Annotated in this window: 10 protein-coding genes; 8 read left to right on the top strand and 2 right to left on the bottom strand. The window is 62.7% G+C overall.

Going from position 1 to position 17,635, the window contains the following annotated elements; translation table 11 throughout:
• Positions 1–312 precede the first annotated feature (312 nt).
• The 6 genes from lexA (at position 313) to uvrA (ending at position 10,390) form a co-directional block, all read left to right on the top strand.
• A complete protein-coding gene (lexA, locus tag ACOZK9_RS24610; RefSeq protein ID WP_058412631.1) occupies positions 313–930 on the top strand; it encodes a transcriptional repressor LexA in 618 nt (205 codons plus the stop codon).
• Positions 930–1,544 carry a translesion DNA synthesis-associated protein ImuA gene (gene imuA / locus ACOZK9_RS24615; protein WP_058412630.1) on the top strand — a complete coding sequence of 205 codons (615 nt, stop codon included), beginning with the start codon at positions 930–932 and terminating at the stop codon, positions 1,542–1,544. The genes lexA and imuA overlap by 1 nt, the downstream gene beginning before the upstream one ends.
• Positions 1,545–1,551: 7 nt before the next feature.
• Positions 1,552–2,967 (top strand): Y-family DNA polymerase, encoded by a 1,416-nt coding sequence (locus ACOZK9_RS24620; protein ID WP_152746087.1) that lies wholly within the window; start codon positions 1,552–1,554, stop codon positions 2,965–2,967.
• Positions 2,964–6,035, top strand: coding sequence for an error-prone DNA polymerase (locus tag ACOZK9_RS24625; RefSeq protein ID WP_421556792.1), 3,072 nt, complete (start codon positions 2,964–2,966; stop codon positions 6,033–6,035). Before ACOZK9_RS24620 ends, ACOZK9_RS24625 begins: the two co-directional genes overlap by 4 nt.
• 126 nt (positions 6,036–6,161) lie before the next feature.
• Positions 6,162–7,874 (top strand): ATP-binding protein, encoded by a 1,713-nt coding sequence (locus ACOZK9_RS24630; protein ID WP_421556793.1) that lies wholly within the window; start codon positions 6,162–6,164, stop codon positions 7,872–7,874.
• A complete protein-coding gene (gene uvrA / locus ACOZK9_RS24635; protein WP_421556794.1) occupies positions 7,871–10,390 on the top strand; it encodes an excinuclease ABC subunit UvrA in 2,520 nt (839 codons plus the stop codon). Before ACOZK9_RS24630 ends, uvrA begins: the two co-directional genes overlap by 4 nt.
• Positions 10,391–10,687: 297 nt before the next feature.
• On the opposite strand, the gene tkt is transcribed toward uvrA, so the two are convergent.
• Positions 10,688–12,751: a transketolase gene (gene tkt / locus ACOZK9_RS24640; protein ID WP_421556795.1), complete on the bottom strand. Its 2,064-nt coding sequence runs from the start codon at positions 12,749–12,751 to the stop codon at positions 10,688–10,690.
• Between the two features lie 175 nt (positions 12,752–12,926).
• Between tkt and ACOZK9_RS24645 the strand changes: the two genes are divergently transcribed.
• Positions 12,927–13,151 carry a DUF465 domain-containing protein gene (locus tag ACOZK9_RS24645; RefSeq protein ID WP_058412624.1) on the top strand — a complete coding sequence of 75 codons (225 nt, stop codon included), beginning with the start codon at positions 12,927–12,929 and terminating at the stop codon, positions 13,149–13,151.
• Between the two features lie 183 nt (positions 13,152–13,334).
• Here the strand turns inward: ACOZK9_RS24645 and hglS are convergent, their stop codons facing one another.
• The gene (gene hglS / locus ACOZK9_RS24650; protein WP_421556796.1) at positions 13,335–14,711 is read right to left on the bottom strand and encodes a 2-oxoadipate dioxygenase/decarboxylase HglS; all 1,377 of its coding nucleotides are present in this window, start codon (positions 14,709–14,711) and stop codon (positions 13,335–13,337) included.
• Positions 14,712–14,942: 231 nt separating this feature from the next.
• On the opposite strand from hglS, the gene ACOZK9_RS24655 reads away from it, so the two are divergent.
• Positions 14,943–17,585: an MGH1-like glycoside hydrolase domain-containing protein gene (locus tag ACOZK9_RS24655; protein WP_421556797.1), complete on the top strand. Its 2,643-nt coding sequence runs from the start codon at positions 14,943–14,945 to the stop codon at positions 17,583–17,585.
• Positions 17,586–17,635: the final 50 nt, after the last annotated feature.

The following is a 17,635-nucleotide window of genomic DNA, read 5'->3' on the forward strand; positions in this document are numbered from 1 at the left end:
CGCGATTGCGGTGTGTCAGATAAATATTTTTCAACTGACACACCGCAATCGCGAGCAAGCCCGCTCCCACAGTTGACTGAGTTCGGCTTGTGATCTTGATTTGAGAAACGCCCCGTTAAACCACGAGGGCATGCCGAGGCACAGCGAGGCACCGAGTGGTGGGGCAAGAGCGTTTTGGGTCCTTTCAAAAGTGACCCGCTGTAAGAGCGGAACCGATATAAGCCATAAACTCAATAACGGACATGCACTCAATAACCCCAAAAGCCCACCCCGACTGACGGCTATTGTCAGAAATTTCCCACAAGAGTACAAATGTACTCCATGACAACTCTGACCCCCCGCCGCACCGCCATCCTGACCTTCATCCGCGACCGTATCGCGCAACAAGGCCAGCCCCCGAGCCTCGCCGAAATCGCCGAAGCCTTTGGCTTCGCCTCTCGCAGCGTCGCGCGCAAACACGTGCTGGCGCTGACCGAAGCCGGCTTTATCGAAGTCAACCCCAACCAGGCTCGCGGTATCCGCCTGCTCAACCAGCCCGCACGCCCCGAATGGCTGGATGTGCCGGTGCTCGGCCGCGTCGCCGCAGGCAAGCCAATCGGCGCCGACGCCGAAGTGCACAGCCGCTTGCAACTCGACCCCGGCACCTTCGCGAAAGCCCCGGACTACTTGCTGCGGGTGCAAGGCGATTCGATGATCGAAGACGGCATCCTCGACGGCGACCTGGTCGGCGTACGGCGCAGCGCCGAAGCCTTGAACGGGCAAATCGTGGTGGCGCGCCTGGACGGCGAAGTCACCATCAAGCGCTTTGAACGCAACGGCGAGCATGTGCGCCTGTTGCCGCGCAACCCCGCGTATCAACCCATCGAGGTAGGGCCAGACCAGGACCTGGCGATCGAAGGCGTCTTCTGCGGCCTGGTGAGGCAAGGCTGATGGGCGCCGTCGTTGCGCTGGACGCGCTGTTCAATGGCGGCCGCGTCTGGAAGGGCCGGCCCGCCACGGCACCGGCCAGCGTGCATCCTACCGGGCTGGCGGCGCTGGACGCGGTGCTGCCCAGCGGCGGCTGGCCGGAAGCGGCGCTGAGCGAAATACTGATGGCCAAGGAGGGCGTCGGCGAACTGCAATTGGTACTGCCAACCCTGGCGCGGTTATCGGCGCTGGGTGAGCGCATTGTGCTGGTGGCGCCGCCTTACACCCCATACCCCCACGCCTGGCAGAACGCCGGGGTGGATTTGCGCCAGCTTTCGGTGATCCAGGCCGAGGCGCGCGATGCCTTGTGGGCGGTGGAACAGTGCCTGCGTTCGGGCAGTTGCGGCGCCGTATTGTGCTGGCCGCACAAGGCCGATGACCGTGCCTTGCGCCGCTTGCAAGTGGCGGCAGAAACCGGGCAGACCCTGGCGTTTGCGTGGCGCTCCTTGAGTGAGGCCGTTAATTCATCACCTGCTGCCTTGCGCTTGGCGGTCGAGGCAAAACCCGCCCAAGTGCGCGTGCTCAAGTGCCGGGGCGGCTTGGCGCATCCGGCGCCGATTGCGCTGGCCGGGCACTGAGGTTGCCATGCGCTGGGTGTGTATTGTGTTCCCGCAATTGGCGCTGGACGGGGTGCAGCGTGTGCACCCCGAGCCAGACCAACCTTTGGTGTTGCTGGCCGGCACGCCGCAACGCCGCGTGCTGCAAACCGTCAATCACGCCGCCCGCGCCTTGGGCCTGCGCCCCGGTCAATCGCTGACGGCGGCGCATGCGCTGGTCAAGACCTTTGCCAGCGCTGAATATGACCCCGCAGAGATTGAACGCTGGCAGCAGTTTCTGGCGGCCTGGGCCTACCGTTTCAGCTCTCAGGTCAGCGTGTATTACCCGCGCGCCTTGCTGTTTGAAATCGAATCGAGCCTGGGCCTGTTCGGGCCGTGGCCGCAGTTTGAGGCGCGTTTGCGTAACGAGCTGACCGAGCTGGGGTTTCGTCACCGCATCGTCGCTGCGCCTAACCCGGCAGCGGCGCGCGCGTTGGCCAATATCTACGATGGCCTGGCCGTGGCGGATGATCAGGTATTGATGCAGGCCCTGGCGCCGCTGCCCATTGATCGCGCCGGCCTCGACCCGCAGGCGGCCACGGCGTTGTTGCGCATGGGCCTGCGCACGTTGGCCCAGGTGCAAGCGCTGCCCCGGCATACCTTGGCGCGGCGGTTTGATGCCGGCGTGCTCAAGCACCTGGATGCGTTGAGCGGGCAGCGGCCGCTGGCCCTGGCGTTCTATCAGCCGCCGGACCAGTTTGATGTACGCATCGAGTTGAATTTCGACGTGCAATCGCACCAGGCGCTGCTGTTTCCCTTGCGCCGCTTGACAGGCGACCTGTCGGCTTTCCTCTGCGGCCGCGACAGTGGCGTGCAACGTTTCGACCTGCACCTGGAACACGCCGGGGCGCCCGACAGCGTGATCAAGGTTGGCCTGCTCAGCGCCGAGCGCGAACCGGCGATGCTGTTTGAATTGGCCCGAGGGCGCCTCGAGCACGTGCACGTCAGCGCGCCGGTACGCGGCTTTCGCTTGGTCGCCCAAGACCTGCCGGTATTCGTGCCGCAACGCCAGGACCTGTTCGACGACCGCCCGCAACAAACCTTGCCGTGGGAGCAATTGCGCGAACGCCTGCGCGCGCGGCTGGGGGATGAGGCGGTGCAAGGCCTGCGTTTTCATGCCGACCATCGCCCGGAGTGCGCCTGGCAAGCGGCCGCCGATAATCGCGCGTGCCCAACCTTGAACAAGGTGCAACGCCCCGGCTGGTTGCTGCCCGCGCCGACCTTGCTGGCCGAGCAGGGCGTACAGATAGTAATGGGCCCGGAACGCATCGAGTCCGGCTGGTGGGATGGCGCCGATGTACGCCGCGATTACTACCTGATCCAAACCCGCGCCGGTCAGCAAGGCTGGGCCTACCGCACCGTGGGGCAAAGCGATGGGCTGTGGCTGCAAGGCTGGTTTGCATGAGTTACGCCGAACTGCATTGCCTGTCCAATTTCAGCTTCCAGCGCGGCGCGTCGAGTGCGCTGGAGTTGTTCGAACGCGCCAAACGCCAGGGTTACAGCGCCCTGGCGATCACCGATGAGTGCACCTTGGCGGGCATCGTGCGCGCCTGGCAGGCGGCGAAGGCGGTGGGTTTGCCGCTGATTATCGGCAGCGAGGTGCGCATCGAGAACGGCCCGAAACTGGTGTTGCTGGTGGAAAACCTCAGCGGCTACCAGCACCTGTGCCGCTTGATCACGCTGGCCCGACGCCGCGCCGAAAAAGGCCGCTATCGCCTGCTGCAAGAAGATTTCGAGCAGCCATTGCCCGGCCTGCTGGCGCTGTGGGTAGCCGAAGACGGCGATACCCAGGCCTCGATTCAATGGCTGCGGCGCACCTTTGCCGAACGCCTGTGGCTGGCGGTGCACCTGCATTGCGGCCAGGACGATGCGCGCTATTTGGAGCAACGTTTGGCCCTGGCCGCGAGCCTGAAAATACCCGCGGTGGCGTGCGGCGATGTGCACATGCATGCGCGTGGCCGGCGTGCCCTGCAAGACACCATGACTGCCATCCGCCATCACGTGCCGGTGGCCGAAGCGGGCACGCGCCTGCACCCCAATGGCGAGCGGCATTTACGCAGCCTCGACGCCGTGGCCGCGCTGTACCCGCAAACGTTGCGCGACGAAACCCTGGCCATTGCGCAGCGCTGCACCTTTGATTTGAGCCAATTGCGCTACCACTACCCGCGCGAGTTGGTGCCCGAAGGCCATGACGCCCAATCGTGGTTGCGCGCCGTGACCGAAGCAGGCATCGCCCAGCGTTGGCCGCAGGGTGTCGACGCCAAGACCCTGGCGCAGATCAACAAGGAATTGCAGTTGATCAGCGAGCTGGGTTACGAGAGCTACTTCCTCACGGTGCACGACATTGTGCGCTTCGCGCGCAGCCGTTCGATCCTGTGCCAGGGCCGAGGCTCGGCGGCCAACTCGGCGGTGTGTTTTGCCTTGGGCATTACCGAAATCGACCCGAGCCTGACGAGCATGTTGTTCGAACGCTTTTTGTCCAAGGAGCGCAATGAGCCACCGGACATCGACGTCGACTTCGAACACGAACGCCGTGAAGAAGTGCTGCAATACGTGTTCCAGCGCTACGGCCGTACCCGCGCGGCGTTAACCGCAGTGGTCAGCAGTTACCACGCCGCCGGCGCGGTGCGCGATGTGGCCAAGGCCTTGGGCTTGCCGCCGGATCAAATCAATGCGCTGGCCGAGTGTTGCGGGCGCTGGAGTGATGACGCGCCGCCCCTTGAGCGCCTGCGTGAAGGCGGCTTCGACCCGCAAAGCCCGGTCCTGCGCCGCGTGCTCACGCTGACCCAACAACTGATCGGCTTTCCTCGGCACCTGTCCCAGCACCCCGGCGGTTTTGTGATTTCCGAATACCCGCTGGACACGCTGGTGCCGGTGGAAAACGCCGCCATGGCAGAGCGCACCATTATTCAGTGGGACAAAGACGACCTTGATGCCGTCGGCCTGCTCAAGGTGGATATTCTTGCGCTGGGTATGCTCAGCGCGATCCGCCGCTGTTTCGACTTGCTGCGCCGCCATCGCCATCGCGACCTGTCGCTGGCGACGATCCCCAAGGAAGACCCGGCGACCTACGCGATGATCAGCAAAGCCGACACCCTCGGCGTGTTCCAGATCGAGTCACGCGCGCAGATGTCGATGCTGCCCAGGCTCAAACCGCAAACATTTTACGACTTGGTGATTGAAGTTGCGATTGTGCGGCCCGGGCCGATTCAGGGCGGCATGGTGCACCCGTATCTGCGGCGGCGGAATAAGGAAGAGCCGACAACCTACCCGTCGCCGCAATTAAAAGCAGTGCTGGAGCGCACGTTGGGCATCCCGTTGTTTCAGGAGCAAGTCATGCAAATCGCCATGGTCGCCGCCGACTATGGCCCCGGCGAGGCCGACCAGTTACGCCGCTCCATGGCCGCCTGGAAACGCCACGGCGGCCTGGAGCCGCATCAAGAGCGCCTGCGCATCGGCATGCTGAAAAACGGCTACAGCGAGGCCTTTGCCGCGCAGATTTTCGAGCAGATCAAAGGCTTTGGCAGCTATGGCTTTCCCGAGTCGCATGCGGCCAGTTTTGCCTTGCTGACCTACGCCAGTTGCTGGCTCAAATGCCATGAACCGGCGGCCTTCGCCTGTGCGCTGATCAATAGCTGGCCCATGGGTTTTTATAGCCCGGACCAGATCCTGCAGGATGCGCGGCGCCATCGCTTGCAGATTCGCCCGGTGGATGTGCAGGCGAGTGACTGGGATTGCAGCCTGGAGCCGATCGACGGCCAGCAACCGGCGATTCGCATGGGCTTGCGCATGATTTCGGGGTTTCGCGAGGAAGAGGGGCGGCGCCTTGAAACGGTACGTCAGCGCCGTGCGTTCAGCGACATTGCCGACCTGGATGAACGCGCCGGGCTGGATGCGCGTGCCCAAGCGTTGCTGGCGGACGCGGGCGCCTTGCGCGCGTTGGCGGGCAACCGGCACCAGGCGCGCTGGAACGTGGCGGGCGTGCACAAACAACTCGGCTTATTCAGCGGCTTGCCGAGCCCGGATGAAGCGGCGGTGGAGCTGCCCACACCCACGGTCGGCGAAGACCTGCAGGCCGATTACGCCACGCTGGGTACCACACTCGGGCCGCATCCGTTGGCGTTGTTGCGCGGCGAATTGGGTAAACGCCGCTGCCGCAGCTCGCTTGAACTGATGTCGGTGGAGCATGGGCGCAACGTCAGCGTGGCCGGGCTGGTCACCGGCAGGCAACGCCCTGGCACGGCAAGCGGGGTGACTTTTGTGACCCTGGAGGACGAATTCGGCAACCTCAACGTGGTGGTCTGGCGCGACCTGGCCGAGCGTCAGCGCCAGGCGTTGGTCGGTTCGCGGCTGCTGAAAGTCGACGGGCGCTGGGAGGCGGTGGGCGAGGTGCGGCACCTGATTGCCGGGCGCCTGACCGACCTGACGCCGCTGCTGGACGGGATCAATGTGCGCAGTCGCGATTTCCACTGAGGGGCGTTGCCCAAGCCTTCACAGATAAGCTATCTGCAATGAAACGATTTATGGCCGCCAGGCTCCAAGTTTTTATCAGTGCAACTGCGCCGCTTATCTCCCCTTATCTTCCCCTAGAGCCCATTGATGCATTTTTTATCCAACACCCATGGCTGCGAAGGCTGGGGTGGCGAAATGGCCCAGCGGATTCGTGCCTTCGACTGGTCGGCCACCGACCTTGGCCCGATCGACGCTTGGCCGACTAGCCTGGTCAGCGCCGTGCAGATGCTGCTGGCATCACCCATGCCCATGGTGATGCTGTGGGGGCGGGCTGGCTATATGATTTATAACGACCACTATTCGCTGTTTGCCGGTGGTCGCCATCCGTACCTGCTGGGCACGCCGGTGGAGCAGGGCTGGCCGGAAGTGGCTGAGTTCAACCGGCAGGTGATGAACACTTGCCTGGCCGGTGGCACCTTGTCGTTTAACAACAAGGAGCTGGTGCTGCTGCGCAACGGCAAGCCGGAAGCGGTGTGGATGGACCTTTACTACAGCCCTGTCGCCGGGGATGACCAGGCACCGGCCGGTGTACTCGCGATTGTGGTGGAGACCACCGACCACGTGAATTCCGAACGCCTGCGCCGGGAATTGACGCATAACCTGGAGCAGCGTGTGGCTGCCGAGGTGCAAGCGCGTTCCGCTGCCGAAGAACAGTTGCGTCAATCGCAAAAGCTGGAAGCCATCGGCGGGCTGACCGGCGGCGTGGCCCACGACTTCAACAACCTGCTGCAAGTGATCGCCGGCAACCTGCACCTGCTGGCTCGGCACGAGCCCGAGAATGCCCAGGTTCAGCGGCGGGTGACGGCGGCTATCGCAGCGGTGGAGCGCGGCGCCAAGCTGTCGTCGCAACTGCTCGCGTTTGCCCGCCGCCAGCCGTTGTCGCCCGCCGTGTATAACCCGCAGCGCATCTACGCAGGGTTAGGTGAGCTGTTGCAGCGTGCGTTGGGCGAAACCATCCATATCGATGTGAAACTGCCGCAAGATTCCTGGTTTATCAGCGTCGACCGCAACCAACTCGAAAACGCGCTGCTCAACCTGGCGATCAATGCCCGTGACGCCATGCGCGGCGAGGGCGTGATTCGCATCACCGGTGAAAACATTATCCTCAACCCCGACGACTGCGTGGGCAAGAGCATCACGCCCGGCGAATATGTGCGCCTGGCCGTGACGGACATCGGCGTGGGCATGTCGCCAGCGATTCTGGCGCGGGTGTTCGAGCCATTTTTTACCACCAAACGTTCAGGCCATGGCACCGGCCTCGGCCTGAGCATGGTGTTCGGGTTCGTGCGCCAAAGCGGTGGCCATGTCGAGGTGTGGAGCGAGGAAGGCAAGGGCACTGTGGTGCAGATGTATTTCCCGCGCAGCCTGGGCGAAGAGAATCAAGACACCCACGTCGAACCGCCGCTGCACGAAGGCGGCCAAGAGACGATTCTGGTGGTCGAGGACAATGCCGACGTACGCGTAACGGTGGTCGATGTGCTTGAACAGGCCGGTTACACCGTGTTCACGGCCGAGGACGGCGACCGCGCCATGCACGCCTTGCAGAGCGGTGTGCAGCCGGACCTGATTTTTACTGACGTGGTGATGCCCGGCCGGGTCAAAAGTACTGATTTGGCCGAATGGGCTCGCGCCCAAATGCCGCCGGTGGCGGTGCTGTTCACCTCCGGCCATACCCGCGACATTCTCTCCAGCAATCACTTGCTGAGTGCCGATATTCACCTGCTGAGCAAACCCTACAGCCCCGATGCACTGACGCAACGGGTGCGCAGCGTGCTCACAGTCAGACAAGGTTGCCCATGACTTCCCCGCGTGACATCCCTGCAATCAATGCCCAACACCTCGGGTTTGTCCGAGTGCGCGGCGCCCGTGAACATAACTTGCGTAACGTTGATGTGGACATCCCCCGCGATGCGCTGGTGGTCTTCACCGGCGTGTCGGGCTCGGGCAAATCGTCCTTGGCATTTTCTACGGTATACGCCGAGGCGCAGCGCCGTTATTTCGAGTCGGTGGCGCCGTATGCGCGGCGCCTGATTGACCAGGTTGGCGTGCCGGATGTCGACAGCATTGAAGGCCTGCCACCGGCCGTGGCCCTGCAACAGCAACGCGGCACGCCGAGCGCGCGCTCTTCGGTGGGCAGCGTCACCACCTTGTCGAGCCTGATTCGCATGCTCTATTCGCGTGCCGGCAGCTACCCGGCGGGGCAGGCGATGCTGTATGCCGAAGACTTTTCGCCGAACCTGCCGCAAGGCGCCTGCCCGCAATGCCATGGGCTGGGCCGCGTGTACGAAGTGACCGAGGCGCTGATGGTGCCCGATCCGTCCCTGACGATTCGCCAGCGCGCGGTGGCGTCCTGGCCGTTGGCGTGGCAAGGGCAGAACCTGCGCGACATTTTGGTGACCCTCGGCTATGACGTCGATAAGCCTTGGCGCGACCTGCCGAAAAAGCAGCGCGAGTGGATTTTGTTCACCGAAGAAACCCCGACCGTGCCGGTGTACGCAGGCTTCACCCCGGAGCAAACCCGCGAGGCGCTGAAGCGCAAGCTGGAGCCGAGTTACCAGGGCACGTTCAGCGGCGCGCGGCGCTATATTTTGCACACCTTCAGCCACACGCAAAGTGCGCTGATGAAAAAGCGCGTCGCGCAGTTCATGCAAGGCAGCGCCTGCCCCTTGTGCGAAGGCAAGCGGCTGACCAAGGCGGCGCTGTCGGTGAAGTTTGCCGGGGTGGATATTGGCGAGCTGTCGCAACTGTCGCTGGCGCAGGTGGCCGAGTTGCTGCGGCCGGTCGCGGCGGGGCAGGACAAAATGAAATTGTCAGTGGAAAAACGCCTGGCCGCCCAGCGCATCGCCCAGGATTTGCTTGAGCGGGTGAGCACCTTGACCGACTTGGGCCTGGGCTATTTGTCGCTGGAGCGCAGCACGCCGACCTTGTCATCCGGCGAGTTGCAACGCTTGCGCCTGGCCACGCAGTTGGGCTCGCAATTGTTCGGCGTGATCTATGTGCTGGATGAACCGTCAGCGGGGCTGCACCCGGCGGACGGCGAGGCGTTATTCACCGCGCTCGAGCGTTTGAAAGCCGCAGGCAATTCGTTGTTTGTGGTGGAGCATGACCTGGAAACCATGCGCCGCGCCGATTGGTTGATCGACGTAGGGCCAGCCGCCGGCGAGCATGGCGGGCACGTGCTGTACAGCGGCCCGCCCGCCGGTTTGGCCGAGGTCGAGGCGTCGCAGACACGCGCGTATTTATTCGCCGAACGCAGCGTGCCAAGCCAGTCGCGACGTGAGCCCACAGGCTGGTTGAAGCTGGAAGGCGTGACGCGCAATAACCTCAATGACCTGAGCGTGGCTTTCCCGCTGGGCTGCTTTACCGCAGTGACCGGTATTTCCGGTTCGGGCAAATCCAGCCTGGTCAGCCAGGCGCTGCTGGAACTGGTGGGCACCGGCCTCGGCCGCGTGGTCGAAAACGACGAAGAACCGAGCCTGGAAGACGACACCCCGCAAAGCAGCGGCGGGCGCATCAGTGCCGGGCTTGAGCACATCCGCCGCTTGGTGCAGGTCGACCAGAAACCCATCGGCCGCACACCGCGCTCCAACCTTGCGACCTACACCGGGCTGTTCGACAACGTGCGCAAGCTGTTCGCCGCGATGCCGGCGGCGAAGAAGCGCGGTTATGACGCGGGGCAGTTCTCGTTCAACGTCGCCAAGGGCCGCTGCCCGCAGTGTGAAGGTGAAGGCTTTGTCAGCGTCGAGTTGCTGTTTATGCCAAGCGTGTACGCGCCGTGCCCGACCTGCCATGGCGCGCGCTACAACCCTGAGACCTTGGCGATTAAATGGCAGGGGTTGAGCATCGCCGACGTATTGGGGCTGACGGTGGAGCAGGCGGTAGCGGTGTTTGCTGAACAGCCTGGCGTGTTGCGCTCGTTGCAGGTATTGCGCGACATCGGGCTGGGTTATTTGCGTCTAGGCCAGCCCGCGACTGAGTTGTCGGGCGGCGAGGCGCAACGTATCAAGCTGGCGACTGAGCTGCAACGCAACGCACGCGGCGCAACCTTGTATGTGTTGGATGAGCCGACAACCGGGCTGCACCCACGCGATGTTGACCGTCTGCTTAGCCAGTTGAATCACTTGGTGGATGCGGGGCATACGGTGGTTGTGGTGGAACATGAAATGCGCGTAGTGGCGCAGAGTGACTGGGTGATCGACATCGGCCCAGGGGCTGGCGATCTTGGCGGCAAGGTGGTTGCCAGCGGCGAGCCCTGGAAAGTGGCTAAAAGCAAGACCAGCCGCACGGCGCCGTTTCTGGCCAGGGAATTGAGCTGAGCCCAGAGGGGGGTTAGTCCAATATCTCAAGCCCAAAACTGTGGGAGGCCATCTACATCTGAGTGGTTGAAGCAGATCAAGGGCGGGTTTTACATACACAGCAGATCTGCTTCTGCTTGTTGTGGGGGGGGGCTTGCCCCCGATAGCAGTTTTACAGTTGATACATGAATTGACTGACCCACCGCCATCGGGAGCAAGCCCCCTCCCACAGTTTGACCGAGTTCGGGGTGGGATTGGGTCGGCTTTCGGGGCGCCTGCTTGTGATCTTGATTTTGATCTGAGAAGCGCCCCGCACACTCAACCCTGCGCGAGTTGAATCTGCTCCTTGGCCAACTTCACCACATTTTCAGCCGTAAACCCGAACTTCTCCTGCAGCTTGGCCAGCGGCGCCGAGGCGCCAAAGCTGTTCATCACCACCTTGGCGCCGGTCTGCCCGACATACCGGTCCCAGCCCAGTGGCCCGGCCTGTTCCACCACCACCCGGGCTTTCACCGCCGGCGGCAAAACGCTGTCACGGTACGCCTGGTCCTGGTCTTCAAACAGCTCCCAGCTCGGCATCGATACCACCTGCGCGGCGATCCCTTCGGCCTTCAACTGCTCATAAGCCGCCACCGCCAGGCTGACCTCGCTGCCGGTCGCCAACAGCAGCACCTTGGGCTCATCAGCACTCGCCAAAACATAAGCCCCTTTGGCTGCACCCGAGGCGCTCGCGTACTTCGTACGGTCCAGCGTTGGCAATGCCTGACGCGACAACACCACGCAACTTGGCCGATCAGTCTGCGCCAGCGCGACCTTCCACAGCTCCAGGGTTTCATTCGCATCGCCAGGTCGCAACGTCAGCAACCCCGGCGTCGCGCGCAGTTGCGTCAGGTGCTCGATCGGCTGATGCGTCGGCCCGTCTTCACCCACGCCGATGGAGTCATGGGTAAACACAAACACCACCGGCAATTCCATGATTGCCGCCAGGCGGATCGGCGGTTTCATGTAGTCGCTGAACACCAGGAACGTCGAGGTGTAGGGCCGCAGGTACGACAGCGCCATGCCATTGGCAATCGCGCCCATGGCGTGTTCGCGGATACCAAAATGCAGGTTGCGCCCGCTGTAGTCGTCCGCGCTGAAACGCCCGGCGCCGTCGAAGGTGAGGTTGGTCTTGGTCGACGGTGACAAATCCGCCGAGCCGCCCAGCAGCCAGGGGATTTGCTGCGCGAAGGCATTCAGCACCTCGCCACCGGCGGCACGGCTGGCGACGCCCTTGGCGTCGGTGTCAAAGGTCGGCAACGCCGCTTGCCATTGCTCCGGCATTTCACCGGCGCGCATGCGGCGCAGTTCATCGGCCAATGGCGGTTCGTGTTGTTCAAGTTGCGCCAGGTGCCGGGTCCATTCTTCATACAGAGGCTGGCTGCGCTCAAGCAGCGCGTCACGCAGTACCGTGCGCGTCTCATCGGGCACCAGGAAGCTTGAATCCTGCGGCCAGCCGTAAGCGGCTTTGGTCAGGCGAATTTCTTCCTCGCCCAGCGGTTCGCCGTGGGCAGCAGCGGTGTTGTGTTTGTGGGGCGAGCCGTAGCCGATCACGCTGTCGACCACAATCAGGGTCGGCGCACCGGTGTTGGCTTTGAACGTCTCCAGGGCGTTGCTCAGGGCTTGCAAATCGTTGGCGTCGGTCACGTGCACGGTATGCCAGCCGTAGGCCTGGAAACGCTTGATCACGTCTTCGCTGAAGGCAAGCTCGGTGTGGCCCTCAATGCTGATGGTGTTGTTGTCGTAGATCCAGCACAGGTTGGCGAGCTTCAAATGCGCGGCCATCGAGGCCGCTTCGCTGCTGATGCCCTCCATCATGTCGCCGTCACCGCACAGGGTGTAGACGTTGTAATCGAACAGCGCCTTGCCCTCGCGGTTGAAACGCTGGCCCAGCCAACGCTCGGCCATGGCCATGCCCACACTGTTGGCGCAGCCCTGACCAAGCGGGCCGGTGGTGGTCTCAACGCCGGTGGTCATGCGGTATTCGGGGTGGCCGGGGGTTTTCGAACCCATCTGCCGGAACTGCTTGATGTCGTCCAGGCTGATTGCCGGTTGGCCGGAGCGCTTGCCGTGGGCATCAATCTCAACCACGCCCGCCAGGTGCAGCAGCGAATACAACAGCATCGATGCATGCCCCACCGACAACACAAAACGGTCGCGGTTAGGCCAATCGGGATGCTCGGGGTGGTAACGCAGGAACCGGCTCCACAGCGTGTAACCGACCGGCGCCAGGCCCATGGGCGTGCCGGGGTGGCCGGAATTGGCCTTCTGCACGGCGTCCATGGCCAGCGTGCGAAGTGTGTTGATGCAGTGCGTGTCGACAGCAGTGGCAGCGTGATTCATGAAGCCGTTCTCCCTCGGGTGGCGATTTACAGTGGAGGGCAGTGGGCGGCAAAGGTTTGATCCCATCGCCATGGCAGCGACGAACGGGGCCGCGCCGAGCGCAAAAATGACAAGCCGCCCAAGAATGGTCTAGCTTCAAGAGCGTAGGCCATTGATCAACATGCGGAGGTACTCCATGCCAGTGAAACACGACCTGTATCAGGATTTGGGTTTGACCAAGGAAGTCGTTCACGAACGCAGGAGGCGCGATGACCGTTTGAATTCGCTGCTTGAGCAATACGAGGCCGCCGATAAGGAGGTGCTGGCTTTCGAGTCGTCAGGCGGGGCCGATGAAGCGTTGGAGAAGCTCAAGAAAAAGCGCTTGCTGGTTAAAGACAAAATTGTGCTGCAACTGGGCTAGGCGCGAGCGCGCGCACGCCTGCAGCAAGGCGGTAATATTTATTCAGAATTGTCTGAAGGACAAGGCGCTTTTGCCTGATTATGATGCGCACCGTCCGCTCGGCTCTGGGGGCTGTAGGGCGCAAGGATTGCGCTGTTGAGCCGGGCGGGCACTCTTCTTTCAGGCTAGCAGCGCTTGGGTGTTTCAGGCCAGCAGCGCTTGGATGCATTCATCCATTGAGCGCTGTTGCGTCTCGCCATACAGCTGCAACTCGTCAATCGTCTTGCGGCCCAGCGCCTGCTCGAATTCGGCCTGGTTCGAATTCGCCGCATAGTGGCTTTGCGCGGCATCGCCCAAATTCGACTGAAAAATACCCGCCGCACTTACCGGCAGAAAATCCTCATACACCAGCGGCTCCACGTCGACGTGGCCGGCCGCAATCAGCGCGTCCAGCGTTTGCGGTTGATTGGCTTGGCCGCGTGCCGCCAGACCTTGCTCGGTGGCGAAGTAGCGAAAATACGCCAGGCCCTGTTCGCGCATCTGCGTGTGGGTGTCGGGGAAGGCCTCGAAATGCGCTTCCAGCAAGTGCACATAATGTGCGGCATTCGCCTCAGTCGGGAACGCGCCCAGCTCATCGCGCGCGGCGTTCAGCAGTTGGTCATACAGCGCGCGGCCCTTGGGCGTGAGCGCCACACCGCGCTGTTCGATTTCGCCAAAGCGAGCGCTGTGGCTGCCTTGGGCGTCGGTGAAGGCGATCGGCTCGTCGAGGGCCTTGAAACTGGTTTGGCGCAGCAGGATCGGGCAGTGACGGCGCGGCGGTCCTTCGATCACCGCTTTGGGCGTGATGCCTTTGCCGGGCATGGCCGCCTGGACGTGGTCGATGTCCAGCGTGCGCGGGGTCAGGTGGTTGATGTGCGGGCCTTTGAACGCCACCACGTCGGCGACCAAACGATGTTGGTTGCTCAGTTGCTGGTACTGCGCGCTCGTGACGGTGGCGGTGGGGTGCCAGCGGAAGGTTTCCAGGGCCTGACGGACAAATTCATCAGCCTGCGTCGTGTTCAGGCCGCCGTGCCGCTCGGCCTGTTCAATCAGCGCCAAGGCGCCGGGGGTAAAGATCTTGCGTTTGGCCAAAACGCTTTCGGCGAAGGCGCGCAGTTGGGGATTTTCGATCAGTTCCAGGCGCAGCAATGAGGTAAACACGCGGAACGGGCTGGCCTGCAGCGCGCGTTCATGCACGGCGCGAAACGCCGTGGAGTGCACCGGAACCCCGGCCGGCGTGAGGTCGTAATAACCCACCGGTTGCATGCCCATCACCGCAAACAAGCGGCTGATGGTGGCCAGTTCCTCAGCGCTGCCCAAGCGGATCGCGCCGTGGCGTTCCATGCCCAGCCGCTCGATCTCTGCGGTGCGTTGTAACTGCCGGGCCAGGGCCGAATCATTCTCCAGCGCGTGGGCGTTGGTCGCCGTGACCAGCTCCATCAACGCGCCATACAGCGGCACTTCATCGCGGTACATGTCGGACATGGCCTTGGAAAAGGCCTTGCGAATCGCGTCCGGGCTGACATGGGCGGCATTTGGCATAGAAAAATTCCTGAACGCTGTGGCGCTGAGTGGGCCGTTCTGAGGATTTTGTTGAGCTTGCGGCAGTGTTGCAAACGAAGATTCCTCAGGACTTCATTCTTCAAATGACTGAAACGATTGGCAGCGCAGACGCGTGAGGGTGTTTTTTGTGCGCACGCCGCAGACTTCATGTGCATCCGGGCGCGCATGGGTTCTACACTGCCCCCAACTGTGCCAGTGATGGAGGACCCGATGACGGCCACCCCCGCAACCCATATCCTTGAAACGATTGAAGGCCAGCGCCTGGCAACCCAACAGGCCGAACGCTGGCGCGAGTGGGGGCCGTATTTAAGTGAGCGCCAATGGGGCACGGTGCGCGAGGACTACAGCGCAGACGGCGACGCCTGGGCGTATTTCCCACATGAACATGCACGCAGCCGCGCCTACCGCTGGGGCGAGGACGGCCTGGCCGGGTTCAGCGACAAGGCGCAACGCTGGTGCCTCGGCCTGGCGCTGTGGAACGAGCGCGACAGCATTATCAAGGAGCGCCTGTTCGGCCTGAATAACGCCGAGGGCAACCACGGTGAAGACGTCAAGGAGCTGTACTTTTTTGTCGACGGCGTGCCCAGCCATGCCTATATGCGCATGCTCTACAAGTACCCGCACGCGGCCTTTCCGTATGCCGACCTGACCGCCGAAAACGCCCGCCGAGGGCTTGCAGATGCCGAGTACGAGGTGCTCGACACGGGCGTGTTCGAGGACAATCGCTACTGCGATGTCAGCGTCGAATACGCCAAGCATCAGCCTGACGATATTTTTATGCGGGTTACCGTGCACAACCGCTCGGACCAACCGACGCGCCTGCAGGTGCTGCCCCAAGTGTGGGCGCGCAATGACTGGAGCTGGACGCTTGATGCCGCCAAGCCGCAATTGCGGCTGGACGCTGAGCATGTGCTGGCGTGTCACCCTGAACTGCCTGACCGCTACCTCAGTGCGTGGGGCCAGAACGGCGTGGAGTGGCTGTTCTGCGAGAACGAGAGCAATTACCCCAAGCTGGACGGGCAGCCTGCGCCGGGGCCGTTCAAGGATGGCATCAACGACTACGTGGTGGGCGGCGTTCAATCGGCGATTCGTCGCGACGCCGGTACCAAGGTCGCCGCGCGCTTTATTGTTGAGCTGGCGGGCCTGGAAAGTAAAAGCCTGTACCTGCGTTTTGCGCCAGCCGACGCGCCGCAGGTCAACGCGCGCAAGCTGTTTGAACAACGCCGACAGGAGGCCGACGACTTTTATGCGGCCCTGCAACACGGGATTGCCGATGAAGACGCGCGCAACGTGCAGCGCCAGGCATTGGCCGGTTTGCTGTGGTCCAAACAGCTCTACTATTTTGACGTGAACCAATGGCTCGACGGCGACCCGGCCCAGCCCGCGCCACCGCCTGAGCGCCTGCATATACGCAACACGCATTGGCGGCATTTGTCCAACTTCGACATCCTGTCCATGCCCGACACATGGGAATATCCGTGGTATGCCTCGTGGGACCAAGGCTTTCAGGCGGTGGCCATCGCACTGATCGACCCTGAGTATGCCAAGCAACAGTTGCTGCTGTTGGTGAAGGACCGCTTCATGCACCCCAACGGCCAACTGCCGGCGTATGAATGGCGGTTCGACGACGCCAACCCGCCGGTGCATGCCTGGGCCAGTTGGCGCGTGTATCAGCAAGACAAGGCGTTGACCGGTGTAGGCGATTTGGATTTCCTGGAGCGGATTTTCCACAAGCTGCTGCTGAATTTTTCCTGGTGGGTCAACCGCAAGGATGCCGAAGGGCGCAACCTGTTCCAGGGCGGCTTTCTGGGGCTCGATAACATCGCCTTGTTCGACCGCTCGGCCACGTTGCCGCCGGGTTATCAACTGGATCAGGCCGACGGCACCGCGTGGGTCGCCGCCTATGCGCTGGACCTGATGCGCATGGGCCTGGAACTGGCCAAGCGGAACGCCGTGTACGTGGATATATCGGTGAAGTTTTTCGAGCACTTTTTGTACATCGCCGGGGCCATCAACCGGGTCGACGACAGCGCCGAAGGGCTGTGGGATGAGCAGGATCTGTTCTTCTATGACGTGCTGCATCGTCCCGACGGCCAGAACGAGCCGGTGCGCCTGCGTTCCATCGTCGGCTTGATGCCGTTGTTTGCGGTGCTGGTGCTGGAGCAGCGCGAACATGAAGGTTTGGACGGTTTGCGCGAGCGGCTGTTGGGTTTCATGCAGCACCGGCCGGACCTTGCCAAGTTGGTCTCGCGCTGGAACGAGCCGGGGCAGGGTAACCGCCTGTTGCTGGCGCTGTTGCGCGGCGAACGCACCAAAGACCTGCTGCGGCGCATGCTCGATGACAACGAGTTCTTGTCGACGTTTGGCGTGCGCTCTCTGTCCAAAGCCTATGCCGAGCAGCCGTTGGCGCTGAAGATGAATGGCGACACATTATCTGCGCGCTATCAGCCGGGTGAATCCGACTCACGCTTGTACGGCGGTAATTCCAACTGGCGTGGGCCGTTATGGATGCCGGTGAACTACATGCTGATTGAGTCGCTGCGCGAGTTTCACCGTTACTACGCGGATAACTTCTCGGTGGAATACCCCACCGGCAGCGGCTATCTGGCGTCGCTTGAGGAAGTGGCCGACAGCCTCAGCCAACGCCTGACGCGGTTGTTTTTGCGTGATGAAGATGGCCTGCGGCCGTCGATGGCGGGGTATGCGCAATTGCAGGCGGACCCGGCCAGCCGCGATCTGGTGCTGTTCCATGAGTACTTTCATGGCGAGACCGGGCGTGGGCTGGGGGCTTCGCATCAAACCGGCTGGAGCGCGTTGGTGGCGCTGTTGCTGCATGTACCGATAAAGGCCTGAACTCGCCGCTTTAACCAAAAAATCCCGCCAGTTGGCGGGATTTTTGTTTG

Origin of the sequence: Pseudomonas kitaguniensis (genome assembly GCF_049199985.1) — a bacterium.
Classification (GTDB): Bacteria; Pseudomonadota; Gammaproteobacteria; order Pseudomonadales; family Pseudomonadaceae; genus Aquipseudomonas; species Aquipseudomonas kitaguniensis.

What these genes read in the sequence shown, in the direction of transcription:
- lexA (WP_058412631.1), top strand. Translation starts at nt 313, where the DNA reads ATGTACTCCATGACAACTCTGACCCCCCGCCGCACCGCCATCCTGACC.
- ACOZK9_RS24620 (WP_152746087.1), top strand. Translation starts at nt 1,552, where the DNA reads ATGCGCTGGGTGTGTATTGTGTTCCCGCAATTGGCGCTGGACGGGGTG.
- hglS (WP_421556796.1), bottom strand. Translation starts at nt 14,711, where the DNA reads ATGCCAAATGCCGCCCATGTCAGCCCGGACGCGATTCGCAAGGCCTTT.
- ACOZK9_RS24645 (WP_058412624.1), top strand. Translation starts at nt 12,927, where the DNA reads ATGCCAGTGAAACACGACCTGTATCAGGATTTGGGTTTGACCAAGGAA.
- ACOZK9_RS24630 (WP_421556793.1), top strand. Translation starts at nt 6,162, where the DNA reads ATGCATTTTTTATCCAACACCCATGGCTGCGAAGGCTGGGGTGGCGAA.
- imuA (WP_058412630.1), top strand. Translation starts at nt 930, where the DNA reads ATGGGCGCCGTCGTTGCGCTGGACGCGCTGTTCAATGGCGGCCGCGTC.
- uvrA (WP_421556794.1), top strand. Translation starts at nt 7,871, where the DNA reads ATGACTTCCCCGCGTGACATCCCTGCAATCAATGCCCAACACCTCGGG.
- ACOZK9_RS24655 (WP_421556797.1), top strand. Translation starts at nt 14,943, where the DNA reads ATGACGGCCACCCCCGCAACCCATATCCTTGAAACGATTGAAGGCCAG.
- ACOZK9_RS24625 (WP_421556792.1), top strand. Translation starts at nt 2,964, where the DNA reads ATGAGTTACGCCGAACTGCATTGCCTGTCCAATTTCAGCTTCCAGCGC.
- tkt (WP_421556795.1), bottom strand. Translation starts at nt 12,751, where the DNA reads ATGAATCACGCTGCCACTGCTGTCGACACGCACTGCATCAACACACTT.